The 24,675-nt window shown below is 62.0% G+C and carries 24 protein-coding genes and 1 pseudogene; 8 read left to right on the forward strand and 17 right to left on the reverse strand.

The window, feature by feature from the left end:
* Positions 1–11: 11 nt before the first annotated feature.
* Positions 12–668 (forward strand): helix-turn-helix transcriptional regulator, encoded by a 657-nt coding sequence (locus HGQ17_RS10280; protein WP_168887854.1) that lies wholly within the window; start codon positions 12–14, stop codon positions 666–668.
* Here HGQ17_RS10280 and HGQ17_RS10285 read toward each other — a convergent pair.
* The 6 genes from HGQ17_RS10285 to HGQ17_RS10305 all read right to left on the reverse strand — a co-directional run bounded on the left by HGQ17_RS10285 (position 665) and on the right by HGQ17_RS10305 (position 5,564).
* Complete coding sequence (locus HGQ17_RS10285; RefSeq protein WP_168887855.1) at positions 665–1,168, reverse strand: M20/M25/M40 family metallo-hydrolase; 504 nt, start codon at positions 1,166–1,168, stop codon at positions 665–667. The genes HGQ17_RS10280 and HGQ17_RS10285 overlap by 4 nt on opposite strands.
* Positions 1,162–1,290 carry a hypothetical protein gene (locus tag HGQ17_RS15550; protein WP_267873188.1) on the reverse strand — a complete coding sequence of 43 codons (129 nt, stop codon included), beginning with the start codon at positions 1,288–1,290 and terminating at the stop codon, positions 1,162–1,164. Before HGQ17_RS15550 ends, HGQ17_RS10285 begins: the two co-directional genes overlap by 7 nt.
* A 5-nt stretch (positions 1,291–1,295) precedes the next feature.
* A complete protein-coding gene (locus tag HGQ17_RS15555; RefSeq protein WP_324615256.1) occupies positions 1,296–2,093 on the reverse strand; it encodes an ABC transporter substrate-binding protein in 798 nt (265 codons plus the stop codon).
* Positions 2,000–2,587, reverse strand: coding sequence for an ABC transporter substrate-binding protein (locus HGQ17_RS15560; RefSeq protein WP_168887857.1), 588 nt, complete (start codon positions 2,585–2,587; stop codon positions 2,000–2,002). The genes HGQ17_RS15555 and HGQ17_RS15560 overlap by 94 nt, the downstream gene beginning before the upstream one ends.
* A gap of 388 nt (positions 2,588–2,975) precedes the next feature.
* Entirely contained in the window at positions 2,976–4,301 is a 1,326-nt protein-coding gene (locus HGQ17_RS10300) for a M20/M25/M40 family metallo-hydrolase (RefSeq protein WP_168887858.1), read from the reverse strand.
* On the reverse strand, positions 4,302–5,564 hold the full coding sequence (locus HGQ17_RS10305) for an amidohydrolase (RefSeq protein ID WP_168887859.1): 1,263 nt from the start codon (positions 5,562–5,564) through the stop codon (positions 4,302–4,304).
* A 138-nt stretch (positions 5,565–5,702) separates the two neighbouring features.
* Between HGQ17_RS10305 and HGQ17_RS10310 the strand changes: the two genes are divergently transcribed.
* Positions 5,703–6,779, forward strand: coding sequence for an ArsR/SmtB family transcription factor (locus HGQ17_RS10310; protein WP_168887860.1), 1,077 nt, complete (start codon positions 5,703–5,705; stop codon positions 6,777–6,779).
* 21 nt (positions 6,780–6,800) lie between these two features.
* Here the strand turns inward: HGQ17_RS10310 and HGQ17_RS10315 are convergent, their stop codons facing one another.
* Positions 6,801–7,682, reverse strand: a complete 882-nt coding sequence (locus HGQ17_RS10315) for an exodeoxyribonuclease III (protein WP_324615251.1) — start codon at positions 7,680–7,682, stop codon at positions 6,801–6,803.
* Between the two features lie 48 nt (positions 7,683–7,730).
* Positions 7,731–8,300, reverse strand: a complete 570-nt coding sequence (locus tag HGQ17_RS10320; protein WP_211090592.1) for a hypothetical protein — start codon at positions 8,298–8,300, stop codon at positions 7,731–7,733.
* A gap of 70 nt (positions 8,301–8,370) precedes the next feature.
* Here HGQ17_RS10320 and HGQ17_RS10325 point away from each other — a divergent pair, with 70 nt between their 5' ends.
* The gene (locus HGQ17_RS10325; RefSeq protein ID WP_168887861.1) at positions 8,371–8,709 is read left to right on the forward strand and encodes a hypothetical protein; all 339 of its coding nucleotides are present in this window, start codon (positions 8,371–8,373) and stop codon (positions 8,707–8,709) included.
* Here HGQ17_RS10325 and HGQ17_RS10330 read toward each other — a convergent pair.
* The 4 genes from HGQ17_RS10330 to HGQ17_RS10345 all read right to left on the reverse strand — a co-directional run bounded on the left by HGQ17_RS10330 (position 8,706) and on the right by HGQ17_RS10345 (position 12,956).
* Complete coding sequence (locus HGQ17_RS10330) at positions 8,706–10,148, reverse strand: MFS transporter (RefSeq protein WP_168887862.1); 1,443 nt, start codon at positions 10,146–10,148, stop codon at positions 8,706–8,708. The genes HGQ17_RS10325 and HGQ17_RS10330 overlap by 4 nt on opposite strands.
* 178 nt (positions 10,149–10,326) lie before the next feature.
* Positions 10,327–10,920 (reverse strand): hypothetical protein, encoded by a 594-nt coding sequence (locus HGQ17_RS10335; RefSeq protein WP_168887863.1) that lies wholly within the window; start codon positions 10,918–10,920, stop codon positions 10,327–10,329.
* A gap of 69 nt (positions 10,921–10,989) precedes the next feature.
* Positions 10,990–12,267, reverse strand: a complete 1,278-nt coding sequence (locus tag HGQ17_RS10340) for an ABC transporter permease (protein ID WP_168887864.1) — start codon at positions 12,265–12,267, stop codon at positions 10,990–10,992.
* Positions 12,264–12,956 (reverse strand): ABC transporter ATP-binding protein, encoded by a 693-nt coding sequence (locus HGQ17_RS10345; RefSeq protein ID WP_168887865.1) that lies wholly within the window; start codon positions 12,954–12,956, stop codon positions 12,264–12,266. Before HGQ17_RS10345 ends, HGQ17_RS10340 begins: the two co-directional genes overlap by 4 nt.
* A 173-nt stretch (positions 12,957–13,129) precedes the next feature.
* On the opposite strand from HGQ17_RS10345, the gene HGQ17_RS10350 reads away from it, so the two are divergent.
* Positions 13,130–14,125 carry an ABC transporter ATP-binding protein gene (locus HGQ17_RS10350; RefSeq protein ID WP_168887866.1) on the forward strand — a complete coding sequence of 332 codons (996 nt, stop codon included), beginning with the start codon at positions 13,130–13,132 and terminating at the stop codon, positions 14,123–14,125.
* Entirely contained in the window at positions 14,125–15,864 is a 1,740-nt protein-coding gene (locus tag HGQ17_RS10355; RefSeq protein WP_168887867.1) for an ABC transporter permease, read from the forward strand. The genes HGQ17_RS10350 and HGQ17_RS10355 overlap by 1 nt, the downstream gene beginning before the upstream one ends.
* Positions 15,865–15,978: 114 nt before the next feature.
* Here HGQ17_RS10355 and HGQ17_RS10360 read toward each other — a convergent pair whose 3' ends face one another.
* Positions 15,979–16,389 (reverse strand): endonuclease domain-containing protein, encoded by a 411-nt coding sequence (locus tag HGQ17_RS10360; RefSeq protein WP_168887868.1) that lies wholly within the window; start codon positions 16,387–16,389, stop codon positions 15,979–15,981.
* Positions 16,390–17,157: 768 nt separating this feature from the next.
* Complete coding sequence (locus HGQ17_RS10365; protein ID WP_168887869.1) at positions 17,158–18,327, reverse strand: serine hydrolase; 1,170 nt, start codon at positions 18,325–18,327, stop codon at positions 17,158–17,160.
* Between the two features lie 121 nt (positions 18,328–18,448).
* On the opposite strand from HGQ17_RS10365, the gene glyA reads away from it, so the two are divergent.
* The 3 genes from glyA to HGQ17_RS10380 all read left to right on the forward strand — a co-directional run bounded on the left by glyA (position 18,449) and on the right by HGQ17_RS10380 (position 22,370).
* Entirely contained in the window at positions 18,449–19,747 is a 1,299-nt protein-coding gene (glyA, locus tag HGQ17_RS10370; protein ID WP_168887870.1) for a serine hydroxymethyltransferase, read from the forward strand.
* A gap of 11 nt (positions 19,748–19,758) precedes the next feature.
* Positions 19,759–20,643, forward strand: coding sequence for a bifunctional methylenetetrahydrofolate dehydrogenase/methenyltetrahydrofolate cyclohydrolase (locus tag HGQ17_RS10375; RefSeq protein WP_168887910.1), 885 nt, complete (start codon positions 19,759–19,761; stop codon positions 20,641–20,643).
* A gap of 158 nt (positions 20,644–20,801) precedes the next feature.
* Positions 20,802–22,370, forward strand: coding sequence for an ABC transporter substrate-binding protein (locus HGQ17_RS10380; RefSeq protein ID WP_168887871.1), 1,569 nt, complete (start codon positions 20,802–20,804; stop codon positions 22,368–22,370).
* 23 nt (positions 22,371–22,393) lie between these two features.
* Here the strand turns inward: HGQ17_RS10380 and HGQ17_RS10385 are convergent, their stop codons facing one another.
* The 3 genes and pseudogenes from HGQ17_RS10385 to HGQ17_RS10395 form a co-directional block, all read right to left on the reverse strand.
* Positions 22,394–22,759 carry a hypothetical protein gene (locus HGQ17_RS10385; RefSeq protein ID WP_211090593.1) on the reverse strand — a complete coding sequence of 122 codons (366 nt, stop codon included), beginning with the start codon at positions 22,757–22,759 and terminating at the stop codon, positions 22,394–22,396.
* 45 nt (positions 22,760–22,804) lie between these two features.
* Positions 22,805–23,526: pseudogene (locus HGQ17_RS10390) on the reverse strand (ABC transporter ATP-binding protein); the annotation flags it as partial.
* 78 nt (positions 23,527–23,604) lie between these two features.
* Positions 23,605–24,630: an LLM class flavin-dependent oxidoreductase gene (locus tag HGQ17_RS10395; RefSeq protein ID WP_168887872.1), complete on the reverse strand. Its 1,026-nt coding sequence runs from the start codon at positions 24,628–24,630 to the stop codon at positions 23,605–23,607.
* Positions 24,631–24,675: the final 45 nt, after the last annotated feature.

Genomic DNA, 24,675 nt, shown 5'->3' on the forward strand with positions numbered 1-24,675 from the left:
GAGACGTTGCCATGAGCTCAACGGCGGACACTATCTTCGCGACGCTGACTCCCGCTCTGGAAGGGATTGCTGCCACCTTCGGTCCGAACTGTGAAGTCGTCCTGCACGATTACCGCACCCCCGAGCAGTCGGTCCATGCAGTGGCCGGCAATGTGACCGGACGCCAGGCAGGGGGTGCGATGAGCGAGATTGGGCTACGCATGCTCAATCGGGGCGCGGATGCCGAGAACGACCTCAACTATTTCACCCGATCCCCTGATGGGCGTCGGCTGAAATGCTCCACGATGCCGCTGCGGGATGAGAATGGAGAGCTCATCGGCGCCCTGTGCATCAATATCGATGTCACCAATCTCGTGGAGGCCAGCAGTCTCCTGGCACAGATAGCCGGTGAGGCGACCTCCGGCCCGCCGGCCGATTCGGTCACAGTTTTTGCCAATGACATTGACGAGGTCATCGACTCCATAGTGGGGCAGGAGGAGATCAACCGGTCCAAACCTGCGGCAGAACTGACCAAACAGGAACGGTTGGAGGTCATCAGTCACCTCAACAGCAAAGGCATCTTCTCTGTCCGCCGCGCCGCACCGCGGGTGGCCGGACGGCTGAAAATCTCCCGCGCAGCCCTCTATAACGACCTCAAAGAGCTCAGCAGCCAGGGCTCTGCCAGCTAGAGCTGTTCATCAAGCGACAGGACGGTCTCGTAGAGCACCTGGACCCCGGTGGCGATATCCTCCACATCGGTCCATTCCTCGGGCACATGAGAGAGCCCTTGGCGGCTGGGGACGAAGAGCATGCCCGCAGGCACTTTCTCGTTGATATGTTTCGAATCATGCCCGGCTCCTGACTGCAGGATTCGGTAGGGCAGCCCGAGATCGGTCACGCTGCGCTCCAGAGCCTCGGTGATCCAGGTCGGAAGGGCCGTGGGCGGGGTCTGCGAAGTGCGCCTCACCTCAAGCTCCACTCCACGGCGCTGACAGGCGGTACTGATCTTGTCGAGAATCTCCTCGGTGACCGCATCCTGTCGCTGAGCCTCCGTGTCCCGAATATCAAGACTGAAGGTGACACTGCCGGGGATCGTCGTGATCGAATTGGGCTGGACCTCCAACCGCCCAACGGTGGCCCGGGTGCCCAGATCGCCGTACTTCCCAGCGATTTCCTCAGCGATCAGCACTGCCTCAGATGCTGCGGTGAGTAGGCCATCCGGGTAATACCCGGACCCGGTTCGCTGATTGCTGCGATCTTCTCCAGCATGATGTTCAACTGGTCGGCATCGACGGTGGCTGTTGTGCTCATCTGGGTCACTCGCTTGGTCGGATGTGGTGGAAGATCTCGCCGACTCCGGTGACGTATTCATAGCCCTCGAAGTCTGTTCTCAGCCCGGATGGGGTCATCCGATCACCGAACTTCACCACGGGAATGTACTCGTAGTACGCCTCTTGGAGATCGGCCATGGCAGCGTAGGCAGTCTCTTCATCCTGTGCTGAGGTGACCGCTTGGGCTGCTTCCTGGGTGGCTTCGTCCTCACCGGTTCCCCACCAGCCTTCGGTGAAGAAGTGCCAGGTGGCCGGAACCGAGGGCCAGTTGCTGATATCAGTGGTGGCGATATCGAATGCCGAGGGATCCTCGCGCATTTCAGTATGCGTGGGCCAGTCGACCACCGTAAGGTCTGTGGTCATCCCGGCTTCCTCCAACTGCTGCTGCAGGACCAGGGCATTGTCATAGTGGTCCTCATAGTCGCCGGTGGTGAGGATGCGGATCTCCTCGCCGTCGTATCCGGCCTCCTCCATCAGCGCCTCAGCCTCTACGGGGTCGGCGTTCTCGTAGAGTTCGTCGAATTCCGGATCTGTCGCGGCGTACCACGGGGAATCCTCAGGCATCAGACCGCTGTTGACGGTGAAGAACTCCTCATCGCCGTAGGCCGAGAGCAGGGATGATTCAGGTTCCATCGCGGCCACAACCGCCTGGCGCATCGCAAGATCAGCCATTACCCCTTCGTCCTTGTTCAGGACCGCGAAGACGATGCCCGACTCTCCGAGAATGGTTTCAATATTGGGATCCTGTTCGATGGCCTCGGCGTTGTCCCATGGGATCGGGATGGAGAGGTCATACTCCCCGGATTGGATGCCGGAGACCCGGGTCGAGGAGTCCTGAACTCCCCGGCCATGCCACTGGGTTCACCCTCCGGGGAGGTGTAGTCCTCGAAGCGGTCGAGCCTGATGTGCTGATCAGCCTCCCAGGCTCCGAACATATAGGGCCCGGTGCCGATATGCTCAGAGACTTCTTCATCCCCAGCCTCCTCAATGATCTCTGCCGGCATGATGTGCGGCATGATCTGGGGGTCAGCAATAAGCGTCGGGGCCACGAACATAGGCTCGGGCATGGTGACAGTGAAGACACCCTCCTCCGGGGATTCGAACTCGGCCTCACCGAAGTAGTTGGGCCCGATGGTGCTGACCTCGCGCCAGCGTTCGAAGGAGGCGATCACATCCTCTGCCTCCATCGGTTCACCATTGTGAAAGACGACGTCGTCGCGGAGGGTGAAGGTGATGGTCAATCCGTCCTCGGAGACCTCGAAGTCCTCAGCCAGCACCGGCTGAACCTCCCCCTCGGCATCCAGGATGATCAGTGGAAGGTGCGGGAGATGATGCGTGTGGCCTGGGCGGTGGTGAGGTAAGGGTCCACGGTCGGCGGTTGGACGTTATAGGCGATCTGCAGTTCCTCGGCCACCCCATCAGCGCCCCCGGCATCCCCTCCGTCTCCGCCGCCGCAGGCGCTCAGGGCCAGGGCTGCAATGATGCCGGTTCCGAGCAGGGATCGGTTCTTTCCGATGTGAGTCCTTAGGTGCTTGGCAGTACATACGAGTGAGCTCCAGCGGCCACACTGCCGCCGGATTGCTCACAGAGTACGTACCAACCATCCCCTTTGACCAGACTTTTTTGCCAAGTCTGGACAAAATTTACACACCCGCAACAGCGGCGTTATTGGGCGGTGAGGAAGCGGTGAAGAACCCGCCCACCGAAGACCAGGGCGTCGACCGGCACGCGTTCGTCCACCCCGTGGAACAGCCCGGTGAAGTCGAGGTCTGCCGGCAGTTTCAGGGGCACGAAACCATAGCCGGTGATTCCCAGGCGGGAGAGCCGCTTATTATCCGTTCCGGCCCCGAGCATATAGGGCAGCACAATGGCCTCGGGGTCCTCCTCGGTGAGCGAGCGCACCATATCCTCGACCACAGCACCGGAGAACGGGGCCTCCAAGGAGGGACCATCATTGATCAGCTCCCAGCTGACCTTCTCCCCGGCCAGACGCCTCAAGGTGGCTGCGACTTTCTCATCCTGCTCGGGAAGGGTCCGGGCATCCACCAGGGCCTCGGCCTGCCCGGGGACCACATTGTGCTTATAACCGGCTGAGAGCACGGTGGGATTGGCGGTGTTCTGCAGAGAGGCTGCGATGAACTTTCCGGCAGAGCCGGTGGCCTCGACCAGAGCCGAGGGGTCCTCCTCGTCGAAGGGAATCCCGGTCAGCTCTGAGACCTGTTCGAAGAGCATCCGGGTGGTCTTGGTGTATTCGATAGGCCACTGATGGTTGCCGATGGCGGCCACCGCCTCGGCCAGATGCACCACCGGATTATCCTGCTGCACGGCCGAGCCGTGCCCAGCAGTGCCGTGGGCAATCATCTTTGACCAAGCCTTGCCCTTCTCCGCGGTCTGGATGAGATAGGCACGGTGTCCGGCGATATCGGCGGAGAATCCGCCGACCTCGCTGACCGCCTCGGTGGCCCCGGCGAAGACCTCGGGGTGGTTTTCGACCATCCAGCCGGAACCGAAGGTTCCGTTGTCCTCCTCATCGGCGAAGAAGACGAAGATGAGGTCCCGGCGGGGTCGATGCCCTTCGCGGTGCATCCTGAACATTGAGGCCAGGATCATCGCATCCATGCCCTTCATATCCACCGCGCCCCGGCCCCAGATCATGCCGTCCTTGACCTCAGCGCTGAAGGGATCCACCTGCCAGTCCTCAGCCTGGGCAGGAACCACATCCAGATGACCGTGGACCACCAGGGCCCCGGCCTCGGGGTCCGTTCCCTGCATCCTGGCAACTACCGTGGTGCGGTCGGCCTCAGGTTCATACATTGTGGGTTCCAGCCCGGCCTCACGCATGAGCTCGGCACAGTATTCGGCTGCTGCCCGTTCACCCTTGGAACGCCCTCCTCCCCAGTTGGTGGTGTCGAACCGGATGAGGTCGCGGCAGAACTGGACCACCTCGGCATCGGCACGTGCATCGGGGCTCTGGTCGGCAGTGGCAGTCATCTATCCCTCCGAACGGAATACGGTCTCGAGCAGATCTGTGGCTATCGCCAGGGACCGCTCATCGATGTCGAAACGGTAGTTGTGGTGAGGTGCTTGGGAGTTCTGTGCTCCGATCAAAATATAGGAACCGACCCCACCCTGTTTCTGCACATCATTGATCAGCAGATGGGCGTCATCGCTGCCCAGTCCCAGATCCGAGGTGCGGTTGAACTCGGTGATCGCGGTCTGGCCCGAGGCTGCGTCCTCGATGAGATCCAGCATCTGCTCGTCAGGCAGAGAGTTGGTGGTTCCACCGTATTGATTGGTGGTGACCTCGACGTCGTACATACTGGCGGCACCTTGGACGACTTTCTCCGCACGCCGGTCCAGTTCACTGAGGACATCGTTGTCATCGGCCCTGACCTCATAGGTGATGACCGCCTCGGCGGGGATGATGCTGGCCGATCCGGAGGCGTGGAAGGTGCCCACATTGACCCGGGTGTCGGAGGTGGCGAACCGAGAGATGCCCAGGACCCCCAGAGTCGCCTGAGCTGCGGCGGCGATGGCATGCCGCCCCTTCTCGGGGGCGCCGGCGGCATGGGAGGGCTCGCCGGTGAACTGGGCCTTCCATTTAGTTGTGGCCTTGAATCCTGAGGCACCGCCGGTGACCTCTCCCAGGGGAAGGCTGGCCACCAGGTGCACTGCCAACATGCGGTCGATACCGCGGGTCACCCCGGCTGCGAGCATGGGAGCAGCACCACGGACACCCTCCTCAGCTGGCTGGAACATAATGCGCACGGTGCCGGGGAAGTCACCGTCTCGGAGCCTCTCGGCCAGGCCGAGTCCGATGGCGGTGTGGCCGTCATGGCCGCAGGCATGCATATATCCGGTCTCGGAGCGGAACCCCTCCCGGGCTGGGAGGTGCTCATCTGTGGCATCTTCGATGATGGGCAGGGCGTCGATATCCACCCGCAGGCCCCAGACTGGGCCCGGTCGGTTGCCCTTCAGCTCTGCGATGACGGCTGTGCCCTGTTCCTGCAGGAGCTTCACCCGCTCAGCTGGAACTCCGGCGTCGATGGCTCGCTGGCCCCACTCCTGATACTCCGCTTCGGTGGGCTTCTCGGCGATGGCGGAGACATCGATGGCCTCGGGGCCGTGGGTGTAGTCGACGCCGAGCTCCTCCAGGATGTCCATCACACAGGAGGCGGTGTGAAACTCGAGGAAGCCCGGTTCAGCATAAGCGTGGAATCGTCGTCGCAGTGCAATGAGATCTTCAGTATCCATATGAGTCTTTCTGCCAGCTGGCGGGCTCGGCCTAGAAGTTCTATCTAGTACTGGATACTCAGTCTATGAGATCAGGAGATGGAGACCGGAGAGGTGACAGTCAGCAGTTGGGCAGCTGCACCGGTATTCTCGCTTGCTATGAGCGTGACGATAGTGATTGATCAGCTGGACAAGCGGGATATCCGTGTCCTGACGAACCCGCTGACCGAGCTGGCAGCACTGCTGCACGCCATCACCCATGGTGAGCATCACCCCCGATCACGCACCGTGCGGGAACATGTCTACCGCATCCGCAATGATGACCTCCTGGCCCATTCGCTCTACTATCGCCCGCTCTACGGTGCGTATATCGCCCGGTTCTTCATGCCCCTGACGGCAGTGGACAAATGGGATGTGCATGAGGAGATCGACAGTCTCCACGAGCTCGACCTCGATGTATTCACCAAACACGCGGTGTCCGCAATCGCTGATCTGCCCACCGGTGATCATGTCGGTGAGCTCAGAGATGATCCCGCACTGCAGAAATCAGTGATCGACCGGGCCAGCCGGATCGCCCAGGCAAGAGCGAAACTGGCCGGCGAAATCATCGAAAACCCACATCAGGCGCTGGAGGGACTCACCGGCTTCCTACATCAGGTCGCCACCCGCTGGTTCAACCAGGAATGGGAGCGGGTCGCACCCCGGCTGCAGACCGAGAAGGCCAGCCGGGAACGACAGATTCTGGCCGAGGGCCCCTCGGCACTGGCCGATATCCTGCCCACCGCCGAGGAGTCCTTCAATCCGCACCGGATAAGCCTCGATAAGCTCAACCACATCTACGTGCCGCCCCGCAGTGAGGGGATTCTTCTGGTGCCCTCACATCACCTGAGCCCGCATCTGACGGTCAAACATGAAGAGGGCCTTCCGGTGGTGGTCGCATATGACCCGACGCCGGCTGACTACGAGGCATCCTCCCTGACCATGCGGCGGCTGGCTGTGCTCAATGATCCCACCAGGGTCGAGATCTGCCGGACCGTGATGCGCACCCCGTACAGCACCCTGGATCTCGCCGAGCGGATGCGGATGAAGCCACCCCAGATGGCCCGGCACCTTCGTGCGCTGCGGGAGGCTGAGCTGGTCACCGCTGAAAGGCGCGGCAAATACGTCCTCTACGGGCTCGATGCCCGGGCACTGGAGACCATCGGCGAGCAGCTGATGTCCCACCTTCAGCGGTGAGTGCCCACCCGGCGGTGGGGATCAGGGTAGCTTATAGTCGATGATCAGCGGGGCGTGATCCGACCAGCGCAGGGAGTAGTCCGCTGCGCGGTCCACCTTGGCATTGGAGGCCAGTTCGGCCAGTGCCGAGGTGGCCATGTGATAGTCGATCCGCCAACCAGTGTCGTTGTCGAAGGCCTTACCGCGATATGACCACCAGGTATAGGGCCCATCGACCTCGCCGGCCAGGGACCGGGCGACATCTGTGTAGCCGGCCTCACCGAAGTATTTGTCGAAGTAAGCCCGCTCCTCGGGCAGGAAGCCGGAGTTCTTCCGGTTGCCCTTCCAGTTCTTGATGTCCAGTTCCGTGTGACCGACATTGAGGTCGCCCATGACCAGGACATGATCGGTGCGTTCGGCAAGCTGAGGCAGGTACTGAAGCATGTACTCCAGGAACCGCATTTTGTGCTCCTGGCGCTCGGTGCCGACTTCCCCGGAGTGCACATAGACGCTGACCACCGTCAGGATGCTGCCGTCGCCGAGCTCGTAGTCTGCCTCGATCCAGCGGCCGTCATCCTCCGGATGTCCCTCGCCGATACCGGTGCGGGTGGCAATCGGTGCCTGGCGGGAGATGATCGCAACACCGGCCCGGCCCTTCTGGGCGGCCTCATGCTCATGGATATGCCAGGTTGCCTGGGAGTCGTCCTCACCGGCCTCCTCGGCGAACTGCTGAACCAGCTTGGTCAGGGTGGCGCCATCAGCGCGGACCTCCTGCAGGGTCAGGATGTCCAGCTCGCGCTCGGCCAGCCACTGGCCCATTCCCTTGCGGGCTGCGGCCCGGATGCCGTTGACGTTGACGCTGCCGATCCGGGTGACCCCGTCAGCTTTGGGGTCAACGATCCGGTGGGGGCTGGTTTCAGTCACGCTTGTCAGTCTCCTTGAGCAGTATTTCTGTGTCCGTGAGCGGAGGTGTCAGTTGACGATGTCGCCCTCGAGGGTCTCCCCGGAGTTGCCGTCGTCGTCGTTCTTTTTCTTCCGTCCGACATGCTCGGCGAGCATATCGCGGCCGTTATGGGCGGTGATCTCCATAGTCTCCAGGGCACGGTCGACCATTTCCATATCCGCTTCCTCGCCCTTGGCCAGCTCCTGCTGGACCACCCGAACCTGGACCTGAACGATCTTGAAGGAGTGGTCGAGTTTCATGTTCCGGGAGTGGGCGTCTTCATCCACGACGGCGGCCCCGCCACCTCGGGAGGCGGCCGCTGCCCGGGCTGCACCCACGGCACCGCGGGTGGCATCTGCTGCCGCTCCGACCTTCTTGGCACCCATCATGATCACCAGGACCAGCACGATCGCCAAGAGCAGCCAGGCTGCGGAGATCACCACCAGAATCCATCCGATGATGTCGTTCTGGTTCGCAGCGAAGATCAGCGCACACAGCAGTACCGTGATCATCACCGCGAAGGCGATGCCGGTGCCGCGGCGGCCGGCGTTGCGCAGAGCAGAGTGGGCCTTATCAGATGCTGGAAGGGATTCAGTCACCCCTCTATTCTTTCAGAACCCCGCGGTAAGCTCGAACCGGCAATGACGCTTATCCCAAGGAGACTGACCGATGACCGAGCTTCCTGAGACCATCAGCGCCGATAGCACTGAGCGGACCACATTCATGCGCCGCTACACCCTGGACCCCGCCCTGGCTGATGAGTTTGTGGAGTTCCTGACTAAGAAAGTCATCCCCGCCCGTGAGGAGCGCGGCTTCACCATTGAGTCGATCTGGTTGGACACTGATAAGTCCCAGCTGACCTGGTTCGTCTCCCGGCCCAGCAACACTGAGGAGTTCCTGGCCGCCGAGCGCGACTGGGAGGAATCCGATCAGCGGGCCGAGATCTTCGCCGGCGTTCCGGACTGGGTGACTCATAAGGATGTTCGCGAGGTCACCCGACTCCGTTAGTCCGCGGCTCGGCGGGCGGCGCGGGCTGCCCCGACTGCGGCGATGACGGCGGTGAGCATCGCTGCTGCCATAACGATGGCCGAGATGGTCATCGCGTGCTGGTGATTGCCCTGGGCCACCAGGGCAAAGTAGAGCCCGGTCGCCCCGGCCATACCCATGGCGGTGAAGATCCGCTGGACGGTCTGCTGCACCCCGCCGGAGGCCCCTGCCATGTATTCGGGGACATCCTGCATCGACATCGTCTGAGCGCTGGGGATCAGCAGCGCCTGGGAGAAACCGCTGACGCCGATGGCCACTGCGATCCACCACAGCGAACCCCATGTGGTTTCCATCAGCCAGGCTGCCCCGGCGAGCATCAGCAGGGACAGGACTGCGAAGACCGAACCGGCTAGGACCATGCGGCTGCCGTAGCGCGGTACGCGTTTGCCCACCTGGGCTGCCAGCAGCAGGACCATCACACCGCTGGGGAGGCTCACCAGCCCCGCGGTGAGCGCTGAATAGCCCAGCCCATCCTGAATATAGAGCGGGATAACCGCCCACATCGCCGGCATACCGATGAAGTAGAGCACCAGAACCGCGGAGTTCCAGGTGTAGCTGGGCAGGGTGAACAGCCTGAGGTCCACCATGGGATCCTCGGGGCGCCTGCGGCCCAGCCGGCGCTCCCATATCACCCAGGCCACCAGCAGGAGCACCCCGGTGACTGCCACCAGCACTGCCCACCAGCCACGGAGTTGGATGAAGGGCAGCATGATCAGCAGGATGGCAGCAGTCAGCAGAACGACGCCGACTGGGTCCAAGCGGCTGAGTCGTTTGGGATGGGCACTGACCCGGTCATGCCTGGGCAGCCAGAGGGCACCGAAGAGCACACCGATCAGCGCCACCGGAACGTTGATCGCAAAGACTAAGCGCCAGGCCAGCTCCTCGGGGGCAACTTCCACCAGCACGCCGCCGACCAGGGGACCCATTGCCACGCCGAGACCGATGACGGTGCTCATCAGACCGTAGGCTCGGCCACGGGCTGCGCCTGTGAAGAGTTGCTGGATGACTCCGATGATCTGCGGCAGCAGCATGGCCGAGGCCAGCCCCATGGCGATCCGAGCCAGAATCAGCAGTTCAGGGTTCGGCGCTGCGGCAGCCCCTAGGGAGGTCAGGCCGAAGAGCCCCACCCCGGTCAGAAACATGCCGCGGCGTCCCCAGAGGTCTCCTGCGCGGCCTGCCGGAACCAGCCCCATGCCGAAGGCCAGTGCATAGCCGGAGAGGATCCATTGGAGGTCAGATTCGGTGGCCCCGATGCCCTCGACGATCACCGGGGCGGCCACGATGACCGAGGAAATGCTCAGCAGTGCGGCGAAGAGGGGAAGCAGCAGGGCGATCATCACCCGGGTGGTAGGCGGCGCCGGTGCCGATTCCTCACGTGAAATGTGGTCCTCTTCACTCACCTACAGCACTCTATACCGCAGAACCGTTCTAGTTGCATTTGGCAACGGTCTGTCTCAGGGACTGGTCCTGCAAACCTTTCGGCCAATGACAGAACCACCTACGGCAGCTGCCGCTCTCCTATGGTGGAGATGACAGTGCCGCAGGCGGTTCCTGGGGATCAGTGGCCTCTGTTCGACCTCAGCGTTTGTGCTGGAAGAGGTAGTCGGCCACCTCTGAGTTGAAGGCAAGCACCAGCCAGTAGACGTTAACGCCCAGCCAGACCAGGGAGATCAGCATGCTGAGGTTGATCTCGCCCATTGCGAAGCCCAAGACACTGAAGACTATGGAGATGATGGCGAAGATGATGCCCAGGATCCGCGCCCAGTTCTTATTGGCCCGCAGACCGAAGTACACCAGGGCGTAAATACCCAGCAGGACCAGGACAAAGATCGTCGTACCGGTGCTGAACCAGCCGTAGACGCTCTCGACCTCAGTGCGCTCCATGGCCACGCCCATTTCCTGGTAGGTGGTCATGAGGTCATCGATCATTGCCTCGCGGAAGGAGTCGTTATTGAACATCAGCAGCATCATTACGCCGCTGATGAGGAACAGTCCGCCCGAGACCAGTGTGAAGATTTTCAGGCTGCGGAACTTCGCAGGTTCTTCCACGGGTCCGCCGAAGGCCTGGGGGTTATAGGCCTCGGTGCCGAACTTCGGTCCGGTCGATGGGTCCTCCCCCTGCGGGGAGGGCTGTCCCCACTGGGGGGTGTTGTCATTCGGCGGGGTGGTCATGGGGTCCTCCCTGAAGTAACGGTGAGCTGATTCCAGGTTCTCACTGATTTCTGACTCGGTGCTGGGACTTTACTCATAGCGTAGAGCCTCGATGGGGTCCTTCTTCGCCGCCCTGCGTGCGGGCAGGCTGCCGGCGAGGAAGGCGATGGCCACAATCAGCAGGAAGATTCCGCCGACTGCCAGGGGGTTGAAGGCGAAGAGGCTAAGCTCCGCGAAGCCGCCCAGAGGCCCATCCTCTGCAGTCAGGGCCATATCTGCCAGGAAGCCTGCTGCCAGCCCCAGCCCGATGCCGAACACCGAGCCCATGATGCCGATGACCACCGCTTCCATGGAGAAGAGCCCGAAGACTTTCCCGGAGGACATGCCCAGGGCCTTCATGAGGCCGATCTCCCGTGTCCGCTCCTGGACGCTCATCAGCAGGGTGTTGACGATGCCGAAGCTGGCGGCCAGCAGGGCGATCAGGGCGAATCCGGCCAGCACCCAGGCAATAGTGTCGATGATCTGCTGGAACATCGCGATCTGGTCCTCAACGGTGAGCCCCCAGAGCCCCTCCTCGGCGAGCGCGTCTTTGACTGCCTCCTCATTGGCCTCGAGGTCCTCGACCTCCACGGCGGCCATGATGTAGCTCTCGGGGTTCTGCCCCTCATAGCCTTCACCGTTGATCTCGAAGATCTCGTGGGTCAGCTCCACGGAGGGAATCGGGGCGAAGCCGACATCGGCCAGGGTTCCCTGGGTGACACCGGTGACCTCAGCTTCGACCTCGCTGATCTGGCCTACCGCATTGGGGGCACCGATGACCACTGTCTCACCGACGATCTCCTCCGGGGAGTCGGCCCCAAAGGCCTCCATCCAATCCTCGGGGATGGTCATCTCCATGGCTCCGCGGTCGGGCAACTCACCGGCGATGACCTCGGCAAGGGTGTCATTGAGGGCGAAGTCCAGATTGGAGACGTACTGGCCGCCGTCGGGGGTTTCGATGTATTCGACCTGTGCGGCGATCTCGGTCTCCACGCTGAGCACGTGGTCGATTTTCTCGATGGTCTCGATATCGGAGGCGCTGAGCATGCCAGTGCCGAAGCCGGCATCGGTGTCAGCCCCTGCCTCGGGATCGTATTCGGGCGGTCCGTCCTGTTCGCTGGCATCCATCTGGGGGACCACATAGATTGATTCGTCATCGCCGAATCCCTCGAAGATCCGGTCCACAGTCTGGTTGATACCGGCTGCCAGTCCGGTGGTCACTGCCAGGGTGAAGGCACCGATGAAGATGGCGATGACGGTCAGGAAGGTGCGCAGTTTGGAGCGCAGGGTATTGCCGAAGGCACTTTTGACGACGTCATTGGCTTTCATCGGGTGCCCTCCTCGGTGATGATCTCCCCGTCCTGCATGATCAGGCGGCGCTGGCATTTGGCGGCGAGGTCCTCATCATGAGTGACCACCACCAGAGTGATGCCGTGGTCCCGGTGCAGCCCGAAGAGGATGTCCTCAACGGTCTCCGAGGTGGCAGTGTCCAGGTTTCCGGTGGGCTCATCGGCGAAGAGCACCTCGGGGTCGTTGATCAGCGCCCGGGCGATGCAGACACGCTGCTTCTGTCCACCGGAGAGGTTGGTGGCCTTGTTCTTGGCCTTATCTGCCATCTCCAACTGCTCAAGGGCCTTCATACCGCGCTTATCGCGCTCAATCTTGGAGACACCGGCGATCTTCAGCGGCAGGGTCACATTCTCCAGCACGCTCTGATTGGGATTGAGGAAGAACTGCTGGAAGACAAATCCGAAGGTCTCGTTACGCAGGGCGGAGACTTTCTTGGGCTTCAGCTGGGTCACCGGCTTACCGTCCAGGGCCACGACCCCGGAGGTCGGCTCGTCCAGCAGGGCCAGCAGGTGCATCAGAGTGGACTTCCCGGAACCGGATTTCCCCACAATGGCCACCGACTCTCCGCGGTGGATCTCAAAAGTCAGGCCTTTGAGCGCATGGAACGCCGCAGACCCTCGGCCATATACCTTGACCAGGTTCTCGGTTTCGAGAACGGGAGTAGACATGCTTGCCTCTCGGTAGTGATTGATCGGAACTGATATCAGTCTTACGGATGACATGGCTTCACACATCCCCCGTGGGGATGATTTCGGGGATGGTTCAGGGATGATTCCGGGTGTGCTCGGGGGCGCCCCTGGACTAGCCCACGGACAGTGGGCTAGATGTACACTTTCGAAACATGTCCACATCCTCTGCGCTGGACACCAGTGCGCCTGCCGATTCCTCCGCTGCACCCGCGATTGAAGCCACCGATCTGGTCAAGCAGTATGGGGATTTCACTGCCGTCAACAACATCAGTTTCAGTGTCACCCGTGGGGAGTCCTTCGGCCTGCTGGGGCCCAATGGCGCAGGGAAGTCCACGACCATGCGGATGATCGCCGCGGTCTCCTCCCGCACCTCGGGGACGATGTATGTCTCCGGGATCGACCCACAGGCCGAGGGACCCCGGGTGCGGGCCCGCCTGGGAGTGATCCCTCAGCAGGACAATCTCGATGAGGATCTCACTGTGCGGGAGAACCTCATTATGTACGGCCGCTACTTCGGGCTGCCCCGGAAGTATCTGCTGGCCAAAGCCGATGAGCTCTTGGAATTCGCCCAGCTGACGCATAAGGCCAAGGCCCGGGTGGAGGACCTCTCCGGGGGAATGAAACGACGGCTGACCATTGCCCGGGCTCTGATCAATGAACCGGAGATCCTACTGCTGGATGAGCCGACCACGGGCTTGGACCCACAGGCCCGCCATGTGCTGTGGGACAGGCTGTTCCGCCTCAAGGAGACCGGGACAACTCTGGTGCTGACCACTCACCATATGGAGGAGGCTGAGCAGCTCTGCGACCGCCTCATTGTGGTGGACCACGGAGAGATCATGGCCGAGGGGTCTCCGGCGGGGCTGATCCGGGAGCACTCCACCCGGGAGGTCCTGGAGCTCAGGTTCGGTATGGACCGCAATCCCGAGATCGCCGCTGCCCTGGAGACCGAATTGGGTAACCGTGAAGGGCTGGGCTACAGCCATATCGAGGTTCTGCCTGACCGACTTCTGGTCTACGCCGATGACGCCGAAGCCGCCCTGGAGGCTATCCACGCCGATGGGCGCCGGCCGATGACTTCGCTGATCCGCCGCTCCTCCCTGGAAGATGTCTTCCTGCGGCTGACCGGACGGACGCTGGTGGACTGATGAGCACCTCCTCCCCCACCGCCGATAAGGATGCGATCTCGGCGAAGGTCGGTGCCCGCGGTGCGCTCTACCAGGCCGAGCGAATCCTGCGTTCCATGCGCGCCTATGGCGGAGTCATCCTCTTCTCCTCCACCTTCCAGCCGATTATGTACATCCTGGCCATGGGCCTGGGACTCGGTGCCCTGATCGGCGCAACCGATGACTTCGTCGAATACGGCGCTGAGTCCTACCTGATGTATATCGCCCCGGCGATTCTGGCCTCCACGGTGGCCATGTCAGCCGGTATTGAGTTCACCTTCCCGGTGATGGCCGGTTTCCGATGGCGACGCGAGTACTACGCCGCCCAGGCAACTGCCATCACCCCGGGACAGATCGCCCTGGGGCATATCATGGCCGCCAGCGTGCGGTTCCTGGTCCATTCGGTGATCTTCCTGGCCGTGCTCTTCATCTTCGGGGTGCTCAGCTCACCTCTGGCCTGGCTGCAGCTGTTCACTGCGGTCCTGGGCGCCCTGGCCATCGGGCTGCCGATTATGGCCTATATCAGCACCCTGCGAGAGGAAAAGGGCCATGCGGCGCTGATCCAGCGGTTTGTGATTATGCCGCTGTTCCTGTTTTCCGGGACCTTCTACCCGCTGAGCAACCTCCCAGTGTTTATGCACCCCATTGGGTGGCTCTCCCCCATCTGGCACACCAATGAGCTGGGCCGGGTTCTGGCCTTCGGCCAGCCCACAAGTGGACTGATGATCGGGGTGCATCTGACCTATCTGGTGGGCATCGTCGTCGTCTCCTATGTGTTCATCCGGCGGACCTATATCCGCCGGCTCGGTTACGAGGAATGGGGTGGGCGCACGCCCGGGGCCAAACGTGCTGCACGCAAGCAGCAGGCCCTGGAAACTAAGGAGGCAGCCCAGGCCGCTTGGCAGGGAGATGCCCCGCAGCCCACCGTGCGCAGCGGACTGTTCAGCAATATGTACTCGGGCAATATCCGGGCAGTCTTCCAGCGCGGCATTATGGCCATCCGGAATTCCACCGGGCTGATCTTCGTCTCCGGGTTCCTGGAGCCGGTGCTGTTCCTGGCCAGTTTCGGCCTGGGCATCTCCCCCATGCTCGAAGGCGGGGTCGAGGCTGCCGATGGGACCATCAGCTATGCGGCTTTCATCGCCCCGGCGCTATTAGCTGTTGCCGCGATGAACGGCGCGGTCTTCGACTCCACCTGGAATGTGTTCTTCAAACTGCGGATGACCAAGCTCTACCGCACGATGATGGCCACTTCTCTGGGGCCCTTGGATGTGGCTGTGGGTGAGATTCTGCTGGCACTGTTCCGGGGTGCGCTCTATGCCCTGGGCTTCCTGGTCATCCTCACCGGCGCCGGATTGGTCTCACCGGCAGCAGCCCTGCTGATGTGGATCACCGCACTGTTCATCGCCCTGGGCTTCGCCTGTGTGGGCATGGCTGCGACCAGCTTCATGAAGCGGTTCCAGCAGATGGACTGGATGATGATGGTGCTGATCCCGATGTTCCTGTTCTCAGCCACCCTGTTCCCGATCTCCGTCTACCCCGCCGGAGTCCAGGCTGTGATTCAGGCCCTGCCCCTGTGGCACGGGGTTGAGCTGATGCGCGATATCGCCTTCTGGGAGTTCAGCAGTCTGACCCTGGTGCATATCGGCTATTACCTGGTGATGATCCTCGTCGGCGGCACAATCGCCACCTACCGGATGAAGGCCCTCTTCCTGCGCTAGTCGGAACTAGTTTCCTGTCCGGATAACCGCCAGATTGTGTCGTAATTCTGGACAAGGGCCACGAGGTAGCGACGTGATCTGCCGGTTCAGTGAGAAGAGCCTACTGCGTAGTCGTTATTGACTCTCGGAGGCCTGCCACCCCCGGGCCTGAAGTACAGAGCGCACATGGTTGACGGCAGTAGCGAACCCCTCCCGATCGTCAGCAACGTTGAACCGCAGGACCGTCCACCCGGCAGCAACGGCCCGATTGTCCCGACGCTGGTCAGCTCGGGCCTGGTCCGGTGAGAAGTGGGTGGCGCCGTCGTACTTGATGGCAACGCGATAATCCGGATAGGCCGCATCTGCCGGCCGAGTGCCAGGTTGCACGTCATTGAGCGGGTACTGCAGTTGTGGCTCCGGCAGTCCGGCCTGGAGCAGCGCCAAGCGAAACTCCGTTTCCTTCGGGGAATCGGCTCCTACCCGGATGAGAGTCACCGCCTGTTGTGCCTTCTGCACACCCCGCACACCAGCGGAACCATCAGTCACAGCTCGCAGTTCCTGCACGGTTGCATACGCGAGGTCCCTCCCGTCAGCCCAGTAGCGGGGTTCGCGCACCAACCAGTCACCGATGCAGACCAATTCAGCGAGGCTGCAGCAGCTGGCCAGTTCAAGCATCAGCCAACCCGGAGCCGTAATACGCGTCTCGCGCGACCCGGGGAGCGAGAACCATTGATGGACCGGTGCTGCCTCGTGACCAGTCACCCCTCGCCGTCGCGGTCTGGGTTCAGGTCGATGCACTGAGAGGTGGACGGATGCATCCTCGTCGAGTCGCCTCGGCAATGGAGCGGCAAGGATTTTCGCAGCCGTGGTGTGGGATAACCAGGCATGGGGGTATTCACGAAGCAGCGCTAGGGCCTTCATCCGGTAGATCGTGTCCTCACTCGCAGTGGCTATCCGAGAGCTTGTCGCGTAAAGGCCTGCTCCGAGGCCACGGATGTCTCTGCGCCTAGCGCGCTGAGTCGAAATTCCTGCCTCGCGAAGGTCCCTCAGGCTGAACGCACCACGTTCCAGCCATCGGGGCAAAGGGCACGGATCTCGCATGGAGATCAGTCTCGACGCTTCTACTCATATGTCGAGCCCGCCGCCAGAAATCTGTGGATAACTTCCGAAACGGGGGATTCTCTCCCGACGTAACGGCAAATCGCATCGCTATTTCACTGTCCTGGCAGATTTAGCAACAGAATGTGACAGCGCGATGACGCCTCGGCTTGTCCAAGGTAGGACTTGGCCGCTGGCGGCACCCGCGTCAGTCGGTCAGCCGGTGGCAGTCTCGGCTGCTTCGAGCTCCTCCTCGCGTTCGGTGTCAGTGCCGGCGATCAGCGCATCCAGGGCCAGGGAGAACAGTTCCTCCCGGTGATCGGCGATGTCCTCGGTGTCATCGGTGCGCAGCATGATCACCACATTGCGGTGAGTGCCGTCCTCGGCGACGGCCTCCCAGGTGCCAGTGACTACCCCAGGCAGTCCACCACCCTTGAAGGAGACTGTCTCCCACCATTCGTCATCCACCTCATCGATCAGTCCCGGGTTCTCGGTCAGAACGTCCTCGAGCTCTTCATGCTCGGCTGAGCGCTCGGTGAGCTGGCGGTGGACGGCGACCACATCATCAGTGGTGGCATACCAGTCCACCGCATAGTCGATATCGTGCCGGGAAGTCTCCTGGTAACCGATGCTCAACGGCTCCTCGGCCACTTCCTCGAGGACCTCGCGTCGCTCGGACTCATCCAGCTCAGCCCAGTCCTCCCCCAGTTCGGGAACGCCCCAGCGCAGCTGGAAGAGCTCGCGGGTGGTCATAAACGGCTCCAGCAGCGCAGGATCATGATGCCCGGCATCGGCCACCGCCTGTTCCACGGCATCACGGCCCAGGAGGTCGATGAGCATATCGGTGCCGGTATTGTCGCTGATCGCGATCATCCGCTCGGCCACATCATGAACCGATGTGGAGTAGCCGGTGTACTGATCCTGCAGGGTCCCCGAGGGCAGGCTGCGCAGCTCATCGGTCAATGTCAGGGAGTCATCCCATGCCACATCGCCGTCATCGATGGCATCCACCAGTGCGTAGAGCACATACATCTTCACCACTGAGGCGATCGGGGTCGGCTCCCCCTCGCCGATGCGAAGCAACTGCTCACCGTCTTCGACCACCAGGGCCTCGACATCGCCGGGGAGTTCCTCGAGCCGTTCGGCGATCTCCTCAAAGCCCTCGGCCGGCTCAGCTTCTTCCTCTTCCTCCTCCTCGGCGGAGTCGGCGTCGTCGTCGTTGTCCTCTGTGTCCTCAAGGGCTTCCTCGCCACCATCGAGGGCAGGTTCAGGGGAGCCAGTGGGTTCGGGTTCGGACTGCTGATCTGCCCCGCAGCCGGCGAGGACACTGCCAACTGCGGCGAGGGTGAAGAGGCTGAGAATGCGGGTGCTGGGCGGCGGTGTCACAACCGTTGAGCGTACCGGATAGTGAGCTTCAGGAGGTGACCCTTTCGCCGTGTGCTGTGGGCGATAGACTGACCATCGCGCCGAATAAACCAATGCCGAAGCGCACCGCATCAAGGAGGCCATGTTGACTGATATCAATACCGCTGCTCTGGCAGAGGTTGACCCGGAAATTGCTGCCGCGATTGCTGATGAGCTGGGCCGTCAGCGTGGAACTCTGGAGATGATCGCCAGTGAGAACTTTGTCCCCCGGGCGGTGCTGGAGGCCCAGGGATCAGTGCTGACCAATAAATACGCCGAGGGGTACCCGGGTCGGCGTTACTACGGCGGCTGCGAGTTTGTCGACGTCGCCGAGAACCTGGCCATCGAGCGGGCCAAGGAGCTCTTCGGCGCAGATCACGCCAATGTCCAGCCCCATGCCGGGGCTCAGGCCAATGTCGCGGTGATGACTGCATTCCTCAAGCCCGGCGATAAGCTCATGGGCCTCTCCCTGGCCCACGGTGGGCATCTGACCCACGGTATGAAGCTCAACCACTCCGGTAAGTTCTACGAGGTTGTCGCCTATGAGGTCGACCCCGAGACCGGTGTGATCGATATGGAGAAGGTGCGCGAACTGGCCCTGGCTGAGAAGCCGGACATGATTGTGGCCGGCTGGTCTGCCTACCCCCGGCAGCTGGACTTCGAGAAGTTCCGCGAGATCGCCGATGAGGTCGGTGCGATCCTCTGGGTCGATATGGCGCATTTCGCCGGGCTGGTGGCCGCTGGTCTGCACCCCAACCCGGTCCCGCATGCCGATGTGGTCACCACTACCGTGCATAAGACGCTGGCCGGTCCGCGCTCGGGCATGATCCTCACCAAGGAGGAGCATAAGAAGAAGATCAACTCCGCTGTCTTCCCCGGCCAGCAGGGCGGACCGCTGATGCATGCCATCGCCGCTAAGGCTGTTGCCTTCAAGATCGCCGGCTGTGAGGACTTCAAGGAGAAGCAGCAGCGCACGGTGGCCGGGGCCCAGACCCTGGCGCAGCGGCTGACCGCTGAGGACGTCACCGGCCACGGGATCAGCGTGCTGACCGGCGGTACTGATGTGCACCTGGTGCTGGTGGACCTGGTGAACTCGGAGCTGGACGGCAAACAGGCCGAGGACCTCCTGCATGAGGTGGGCATCACCGTCAACCGCAATGCGGTTCCTCATGACCCCCGACCCCCGATGGTCACCTCCGGTCTGCGGATCGGCACCCCGGCACTGGCCTCGCGCGGATTCGGCCCCGCTGAGTTCGAGGAGGTCGCAGATATCATCGCCGAGACTCTGAAGCTCGGGGCCGCTGGCCAGGCCGAGGATACTGCGGCCCTGCAGCCGTTGAAGGACCGGGTGGCCAAGCTGGCGGCGGACTTCCCGCTCTACGACGGCCTCGAGGACTGGTGATCGGCTCTCCTATGGCGGCACAGATCCTCGACGGCCGGGCCACGGCCAAAGCCATCAAAGAAGATCTCGCCCAGCGGGTGTCAGCGCTGAAGGCCAAGGGCATCACCCCGGGTCTGGGCACTGTCCTGGTGGGCTCGGATCCGGCCAGCCAGTCCTATGTGGCCGGTAAGCACCGGGACTGTGAACAGGTGGGTATTGAGTCCATTCAGGTGGAGCTTCCGGAGGATATCTCCGAGGCTGATCTCCTGGGTGAGCTGGACCGACTCAACAACGACGACGCCTGCACCGGTTATATCGTCCAACTTCCGCTTCCTGCCCATCTGGACACCCAGCGGGTTCTGGAGGCCATCGACCCTGATAAGGATGCCGATGGTCTGCATCCAATGAACCTGGGCCGGCTGGTGGCCAATGTCAGCGATGAGGTCAGCTCACCGCTGCCCTGCACTCCCAAGGGCTGTGTGGACCTGCTGGCCCATTACGGGATCGATCTGGCCGGTAAGCATGTGGTCATCGTCGGCCGCGGAGTGACCATCGGCCGGCCCATCGGCCTGTTGCTGACCCGCCGTGCGGTCAACGCCACGGTGACCCTCTGCCATACCGGAACACAGGACCTCGCCGCACACCTGGCTGAGGCTGATGTGGTGGTCGGGGCAGCCGGGGTGAAGCATATGATCGACCCCGCTGATCTCAAGGACGGGGTGATCGCCCTGGATGTGGGTGTCACCCGTGAGCCGAATCCGGAGAAGCCGGGGAAGTTCATCACCTATGGCGATTTCGGTCCCGGAATTCAGGACAAGGCGGCCTGGTACTCCCCCAACCCTGGTGGAGTGGGCCCGATGACGCGGGTGGAGCTGCTGCAGAACGTTGTGCTCTCAGCCGAGCAGCAGGCGGGCTGACCAGTAATCACTAGCTGCCACTGAGGGAGGGCTCCGGCATTGCCGGGGTCTTCCCTTTTTATTGCGGGTAGACCCTTTTGGCACCATGTGACATACCACACCCTTGACACCCCTTGTGAGCTGGAATACCTTTTCTCCAACTACTAGAGGGGAAATAAATGAACACTGGGTCTAGCAAGAAAATGAAGTCTGGATTGGCCATCGCCGCCACCGGCACCTTGTTGCTCACTGCCTGCGGCGGAGGAAATGGTGGCGGGGAGGCCGCCGATGCAGATGTCTCCGAGTTCACTGTGGCCTGGCATGCCCAGCCGCCAACTCTTGACCCGGTGCTCAGCACTGCCGCGGCGACTCATTCGATGGCACGAAACGTCTATGAGCCTCTGGTGACCCTGGATGCCGATAATGAGCTGCAGCCGGTTCTGGCGGAGTCCTGGGAGGAGGACGGCGCCAATATCGTCTTCACCCTGCGCGATGACGTTGAGTTCCACAATGGCGAGCCGATGACCGCAGAGGATGTTGCTGCCTCCCACAACCGCTGGTTTGAACTCTCCAATGTCGGTCCCCTGTTCTTCCCCGATAGCACTATGGAGGTCACCGGCGAACATGAGGTGACCCTGGTCAACGAGGAACCGATGTACCCCGCCCTGATTCTGATGGGCCGGAATGGATCGCCGCCAGTGGTCATGCCGGAGTCCCTGATCGAGGACGCTCCGGCCGAGGGCGTTGATGACATGATCGGCACCGGTCCTTATAAATTCGAGGAGTGGGTGACCGATCAACACATTCACTTCACACTGAACGAGGACTACTCCCCGCCTGCAGGTGAGCCCTCAGGTCTTGCCGGTGACCGAACCGGCACCTACGAGAACATCTACTACGAGATGGTCCCGGACACCTCCACCCGTGTCTCCGGTATTCAGAGCGGAGAGTACGACGCCGCCATGAACATTCCCTATGACAACTTCGACCAGGTGGATGAACACCCGGAGGTCAGCACCTTCCTCTATGACGGGGGCTTCGGCGGTGCGGTCTTCAACAAAGCCGAGGGCCCCATGGCAGATGAGAACCTCAGGCATGCCGTCAACGCGGCCTTGGATATGGAAGCGATTTTGACCGCGGCCTATACCGATGATCGGTTCTACACGATGAACGGCGCCCTCGCCGATGAGGAGTCCATGTGGTTCACCGATGTGGCTCTGGAGAACTACAACGTCAACGATCCAGAGCTGGCCGAGGAGCTGATCGCTGAATCCGACTACGACGGCGAGCCGATCCGGATCGTGACCACCCGTGAGTACGAGGAGTATTACAACACCGCAGTGGTCATGGAGCAGCAGCTGGGCGATGTCGGCTTCGACGTCGAACTTATCGTCACCGACTGGGCGACAGTCACTGAGATGCGTGACGACCCCTCGGCCCATGAGATCTCGATGACAGCCTGGTCACCGGTGGAGATGCCCATCGAATACACCTTCTTCAATCCCACCTGGAGCGGTTGGACCGAGGATGAGGCCATTGCCGCAGCCATTGAGAAGACCACTTATGCTCCCGATGAGGAGACGGCGATGGAAGGCATCACTGAACTCCAGGAGGCCTTCTATGAGTACCTTCCGGTGATGAACTTCGGCTACCGGTCGAATATCGTGGCCATCCGCGATGGCTTCGACGGCTATGAGCCACCGGCAGGTATCGGCGATATGTTCTTCCGGGTACAACCCGCTGAGTGACCGACGGGCAGCAGCAGGGGGTGTTATTTCACCTCACTGCTGCGAACCCGCATCGCACCCAGTACCAGCGGTAGGACAACCCAGATGAGGGTGGCAACACTGAACTGTGCCCATTCGGTCCCACCGATGTCTACCGGCTCCCCCATGAGGTTCGTGCCCTCTGCAAGGGGCATCGAGGCGATGGTCTGATCGGTCAGGGCGGTCACCAGCAGCACCAGAGCAGCGGTAAGCATCAGCAGGGCGAAGGTGATGCTCAGCAGCCAGAAACCGGACCGGGTGTTGACCATTTTGCGCAGTTCAACACGGACTAGACGACTGAAGGGCACCGCCGCAGTATGTGTGGTGTCGATGACGAGTTCTCCCTCGTGGTGAGGACCGGTGGTAGTCACTTGGCTCCCCCTTCGGTATTCGCCTCGGCCACATGGCCCTCACGTTGCCTCAGCAGCGGCGGCCGAGAGCGCTGAATTATCAAGGGATGAGACCAGGGTGATCTCACCCTCGGCGTTCTCCAGAAGTGTCTTCTTACTGCCCTGGGCTACGATGCGCCTTCGGCCGATGAGGATCATCTCATCAGCTATCAGCTCGACTTCGTTGAGGAGGTGACTGGAGAGCAGGACTGTCCCGCCCTGATCCGCATAGGACTTCAACAGGGTGCGCATCCAGCGGATACCCGCGGGGTCCAGCCCATTGGCCGGTTCATCGAGGATAAGCACCTCGGGCTCGCCGAGGAGAGCATGGGCGATGCCGAGGCGCTGACGCATCCCCAGGGAGTAGTTGCGCAGCCGCCGTTTGGCCTCGTTCTGTGAGCGCGAGACCATCTCAAGCATCTCATCGACCCGGGCAGGGGCAGGCCCATCTGCTGTGCCCCCAGGGTGAGAATCTCCCGTCCGGTGCGCCCGGCATGCTGGGCTGATGCATCAAGAAGCACTCCGACATGCCGACCCGGGTTGGGTATCTGGGCGTAGCGGTGGCCACCGACGGTGACCTCACCGCCAGTTGGAGATGTCAGGCCCACCATGATGCGCATCGTCGTGGTCTTACCGGCGCCATTGGGCCCCAGGAAGCCAGTGACGCGCCCCGGCTGGCAGGTGAAGGTCACATCATCGACAGCAGTGAAACCGCCGTAGGTCTTGGTCAGACCGTCCACTGTGATCATGACCCACGCTACGCATGCTTCTGGAATACGTATATCCCCCAAACGGATGATCCACCGCGGGGATCACAACTCTTTGGGTCAGCGCCAGTCCAGTGGCTTCGCCACATGGGTGAGCAATGACTCCATGAGGTGAGCGTTGTACTCCACCCCCAGCTGATTGGGGACGGTGACCAGGAGAGTATCGGCCTCCTGGATGGCGGTGTCTTTGGCCAGTTCCTCGACCAGTTCATCGGGCTCGGCCGTATACGAGCGTCCGAAGACCGCCCGCGTCTTCTCATCGATCATCCCGAATTTGTCCTCGGAGTCCCGCTGCCCCAGGAAATAGGCCCGGTCCTCATCGGAGACGATCGGAATGATCGAACGGCTCACCGAGACTCGCGGTTCGAAGCCGTGGTCGTGCTTGGCGAACTCCTCGCGGAACTTCTGGATCTGCCGGGTCTGCTGAATATGCAGTGGTTCACCAGATTCATCATCCTTCAGCGTGGAGCTCATCAGGTTCATGCCCAGCTTTCCCGCCCATTCGGCGGTGGCATCGGAGCCGGCTCCCCACCAGATGCGCTGGCGCAGACCCTCTGAATAGGGTTCGACCCGCAGCAGCCCCGGCGGGTTGGGGAACATCGGACGCGGGTTGGGCTCGGCGAATCCCTGGCCAGTGAGAACTTTGAGCGCGATGTCCGTGTGGCGCCGGGCCATATCGGCGTCGGACTCCCCCTCGGCAGGGTGGAATCCGAAGTATTTGTACCCGTCGATGACCTGCTCCGGGGAGCCCCGGGAGATGCCCAGCTGGAGCCGTCCGCCTGCGATCAGATCCGCAGAGGCGGCATCCTCGGCAAAACGCATCGGCGGCTCATACCGCATATCGATGACACCGGTGCCGATTTCGATGCGCTCAGTGCGAGCGCCCACTGCCGCCAGCAGCGGATATGGCGAACCCAATTGTCGGGCAAAGTGGTGAACCCGGAAATAGGCGCCGTCGAAACCGAGCTCCTCAGCCGCCACGGCGAGGTCGATGCTCTGCAGCAGGGCATCCTGGCCGCTCTGAGTGCGTGAATGCGGTGAAGGCGTCCAGTGGCCAAAGCTGAGGAATCCCAGTTTCTTCGTCATATCCGCCCCAACCTCGTAGCCCACTGCAATATTCCGTGCGACTGG

It is taken from the genome of Nesterenkonia sedimenti (assembly GCF_012641515.1).
GTDB lineage: Bacteria > Actinomycetota > Actinomycetes > Actinomycetales > Micrococcaceae > Nesterenkonia > Nesterenkonia sedimenti.

Excerpts from the sequence above, each read along its gene's own strand:
- HGQ17_RS10300 (WP_168887858.1), bottom strand. The coding sequence starts at position 4,301 with ATGACTGCCACTGCCGACCAGAGCCCCGATGCACGTGCCGATGCCGAG.
- HGQ17_RS10305 (WP_168887859.1), bottom strand. The coding sequence starts at position 5,564 with ATGGATACTGAAGATCTCATTGCACTGCGACGACGATTCCACGCTTAT.
- HGQ17_RS10350 (WP_168887866.1), top strand. The coding sequence starts at position 13,130 with ATGTCCACATCCTCTGCGCTGGACACCAGTGCGCCTGCCGATTCCTCC.
- HGQ17_RS10335 (WP_168887863.1), bottom strand. The coding sequence starts at position 10,920 with ATGACCACCCCGCCGAATGACAACACCCCCCAGTGGGGACAGCCCTCC.
- HGQ17_RS10325 (WP_168887861.1), top strand. The coding sequence starts at position 8,371 with ATGACCGAGCTTCCTGAGACCATCAGCGCCGATAGCACTGAGCGGACC.
- glyA (WP_168887870.1), top strand. The coding sequence starts at position 18,449 with ATGTTGACTGATATCAATACCGCTGCTCTGGCAGAGGTTGACCCGGAA.
- HGQ17_RS10375 (WP_168887910.1), top strand. The coding sequence starts at position 19,759 with ATGGCGGCACAGATCCTCGACGGCCGGGCCACGGCCAAAGCCATCAAA.
- HGQ17_RS10395 (WP_168887872.1), bottom strand. The coding sequence starts at position 24,630 with ATGACGAAGAAACTGGGATTCCTCAGCTTTGGCCACTGGACGCCTTCA.
- HGQ17_RS15550 (WP_267873188.1), bottom strand. The coding sequence starts at position 1,290 with ATGAGCACAACAGCCACCGTCGATGCCGACCAGTTGAACATCATGCTG.
- HGQ17_RS10280 (WP_168887854.1), top strand. The coding sequence starts at position 12 with ATGAGCTCAACGGCGGACACTATCTTCGCGACGCTGACTCCCGCTCTG.
- HGQ17_RS10345 (WP_168887865.1), bottom strand. The coding sequence starts at position 12,956 with ATGTCTACTCCCGTTCTCGAAACCGAGAACCTGGTCAAGGTATATGGC.
- HGQ17_RS10340 (WP_168887864.1), bottom strand. The coding sequence starts at position 12,267 with ATGAAAGCCAATGACGTCGTCAAAAGTGCCTTCGGCAATACCCTGCGC.
- HGQ17_RS10355 (WP_168887867.1), top strand. The coding sequence starts at position 14,125 with ATGAGCACCTCCTCCCCCACCGCCGATAAGGATGCGATCTCGGCGAAG.
- HGQ17_RS10380 (WP_168887871.1), top strand. The coding sequence starts at position 20,802 with ATGAACACTGGGTCTAGCAAGAAAATGAAGTCTGGATTGGCCATCGCC.
- HGQ17_RS10310 (WP_168887860.1), top strand. The coding sequence starts at position 5,703 with ATGAGCGTGACGATAGTGATTGATCAGCTGGACAAGCGGGATATCCGT.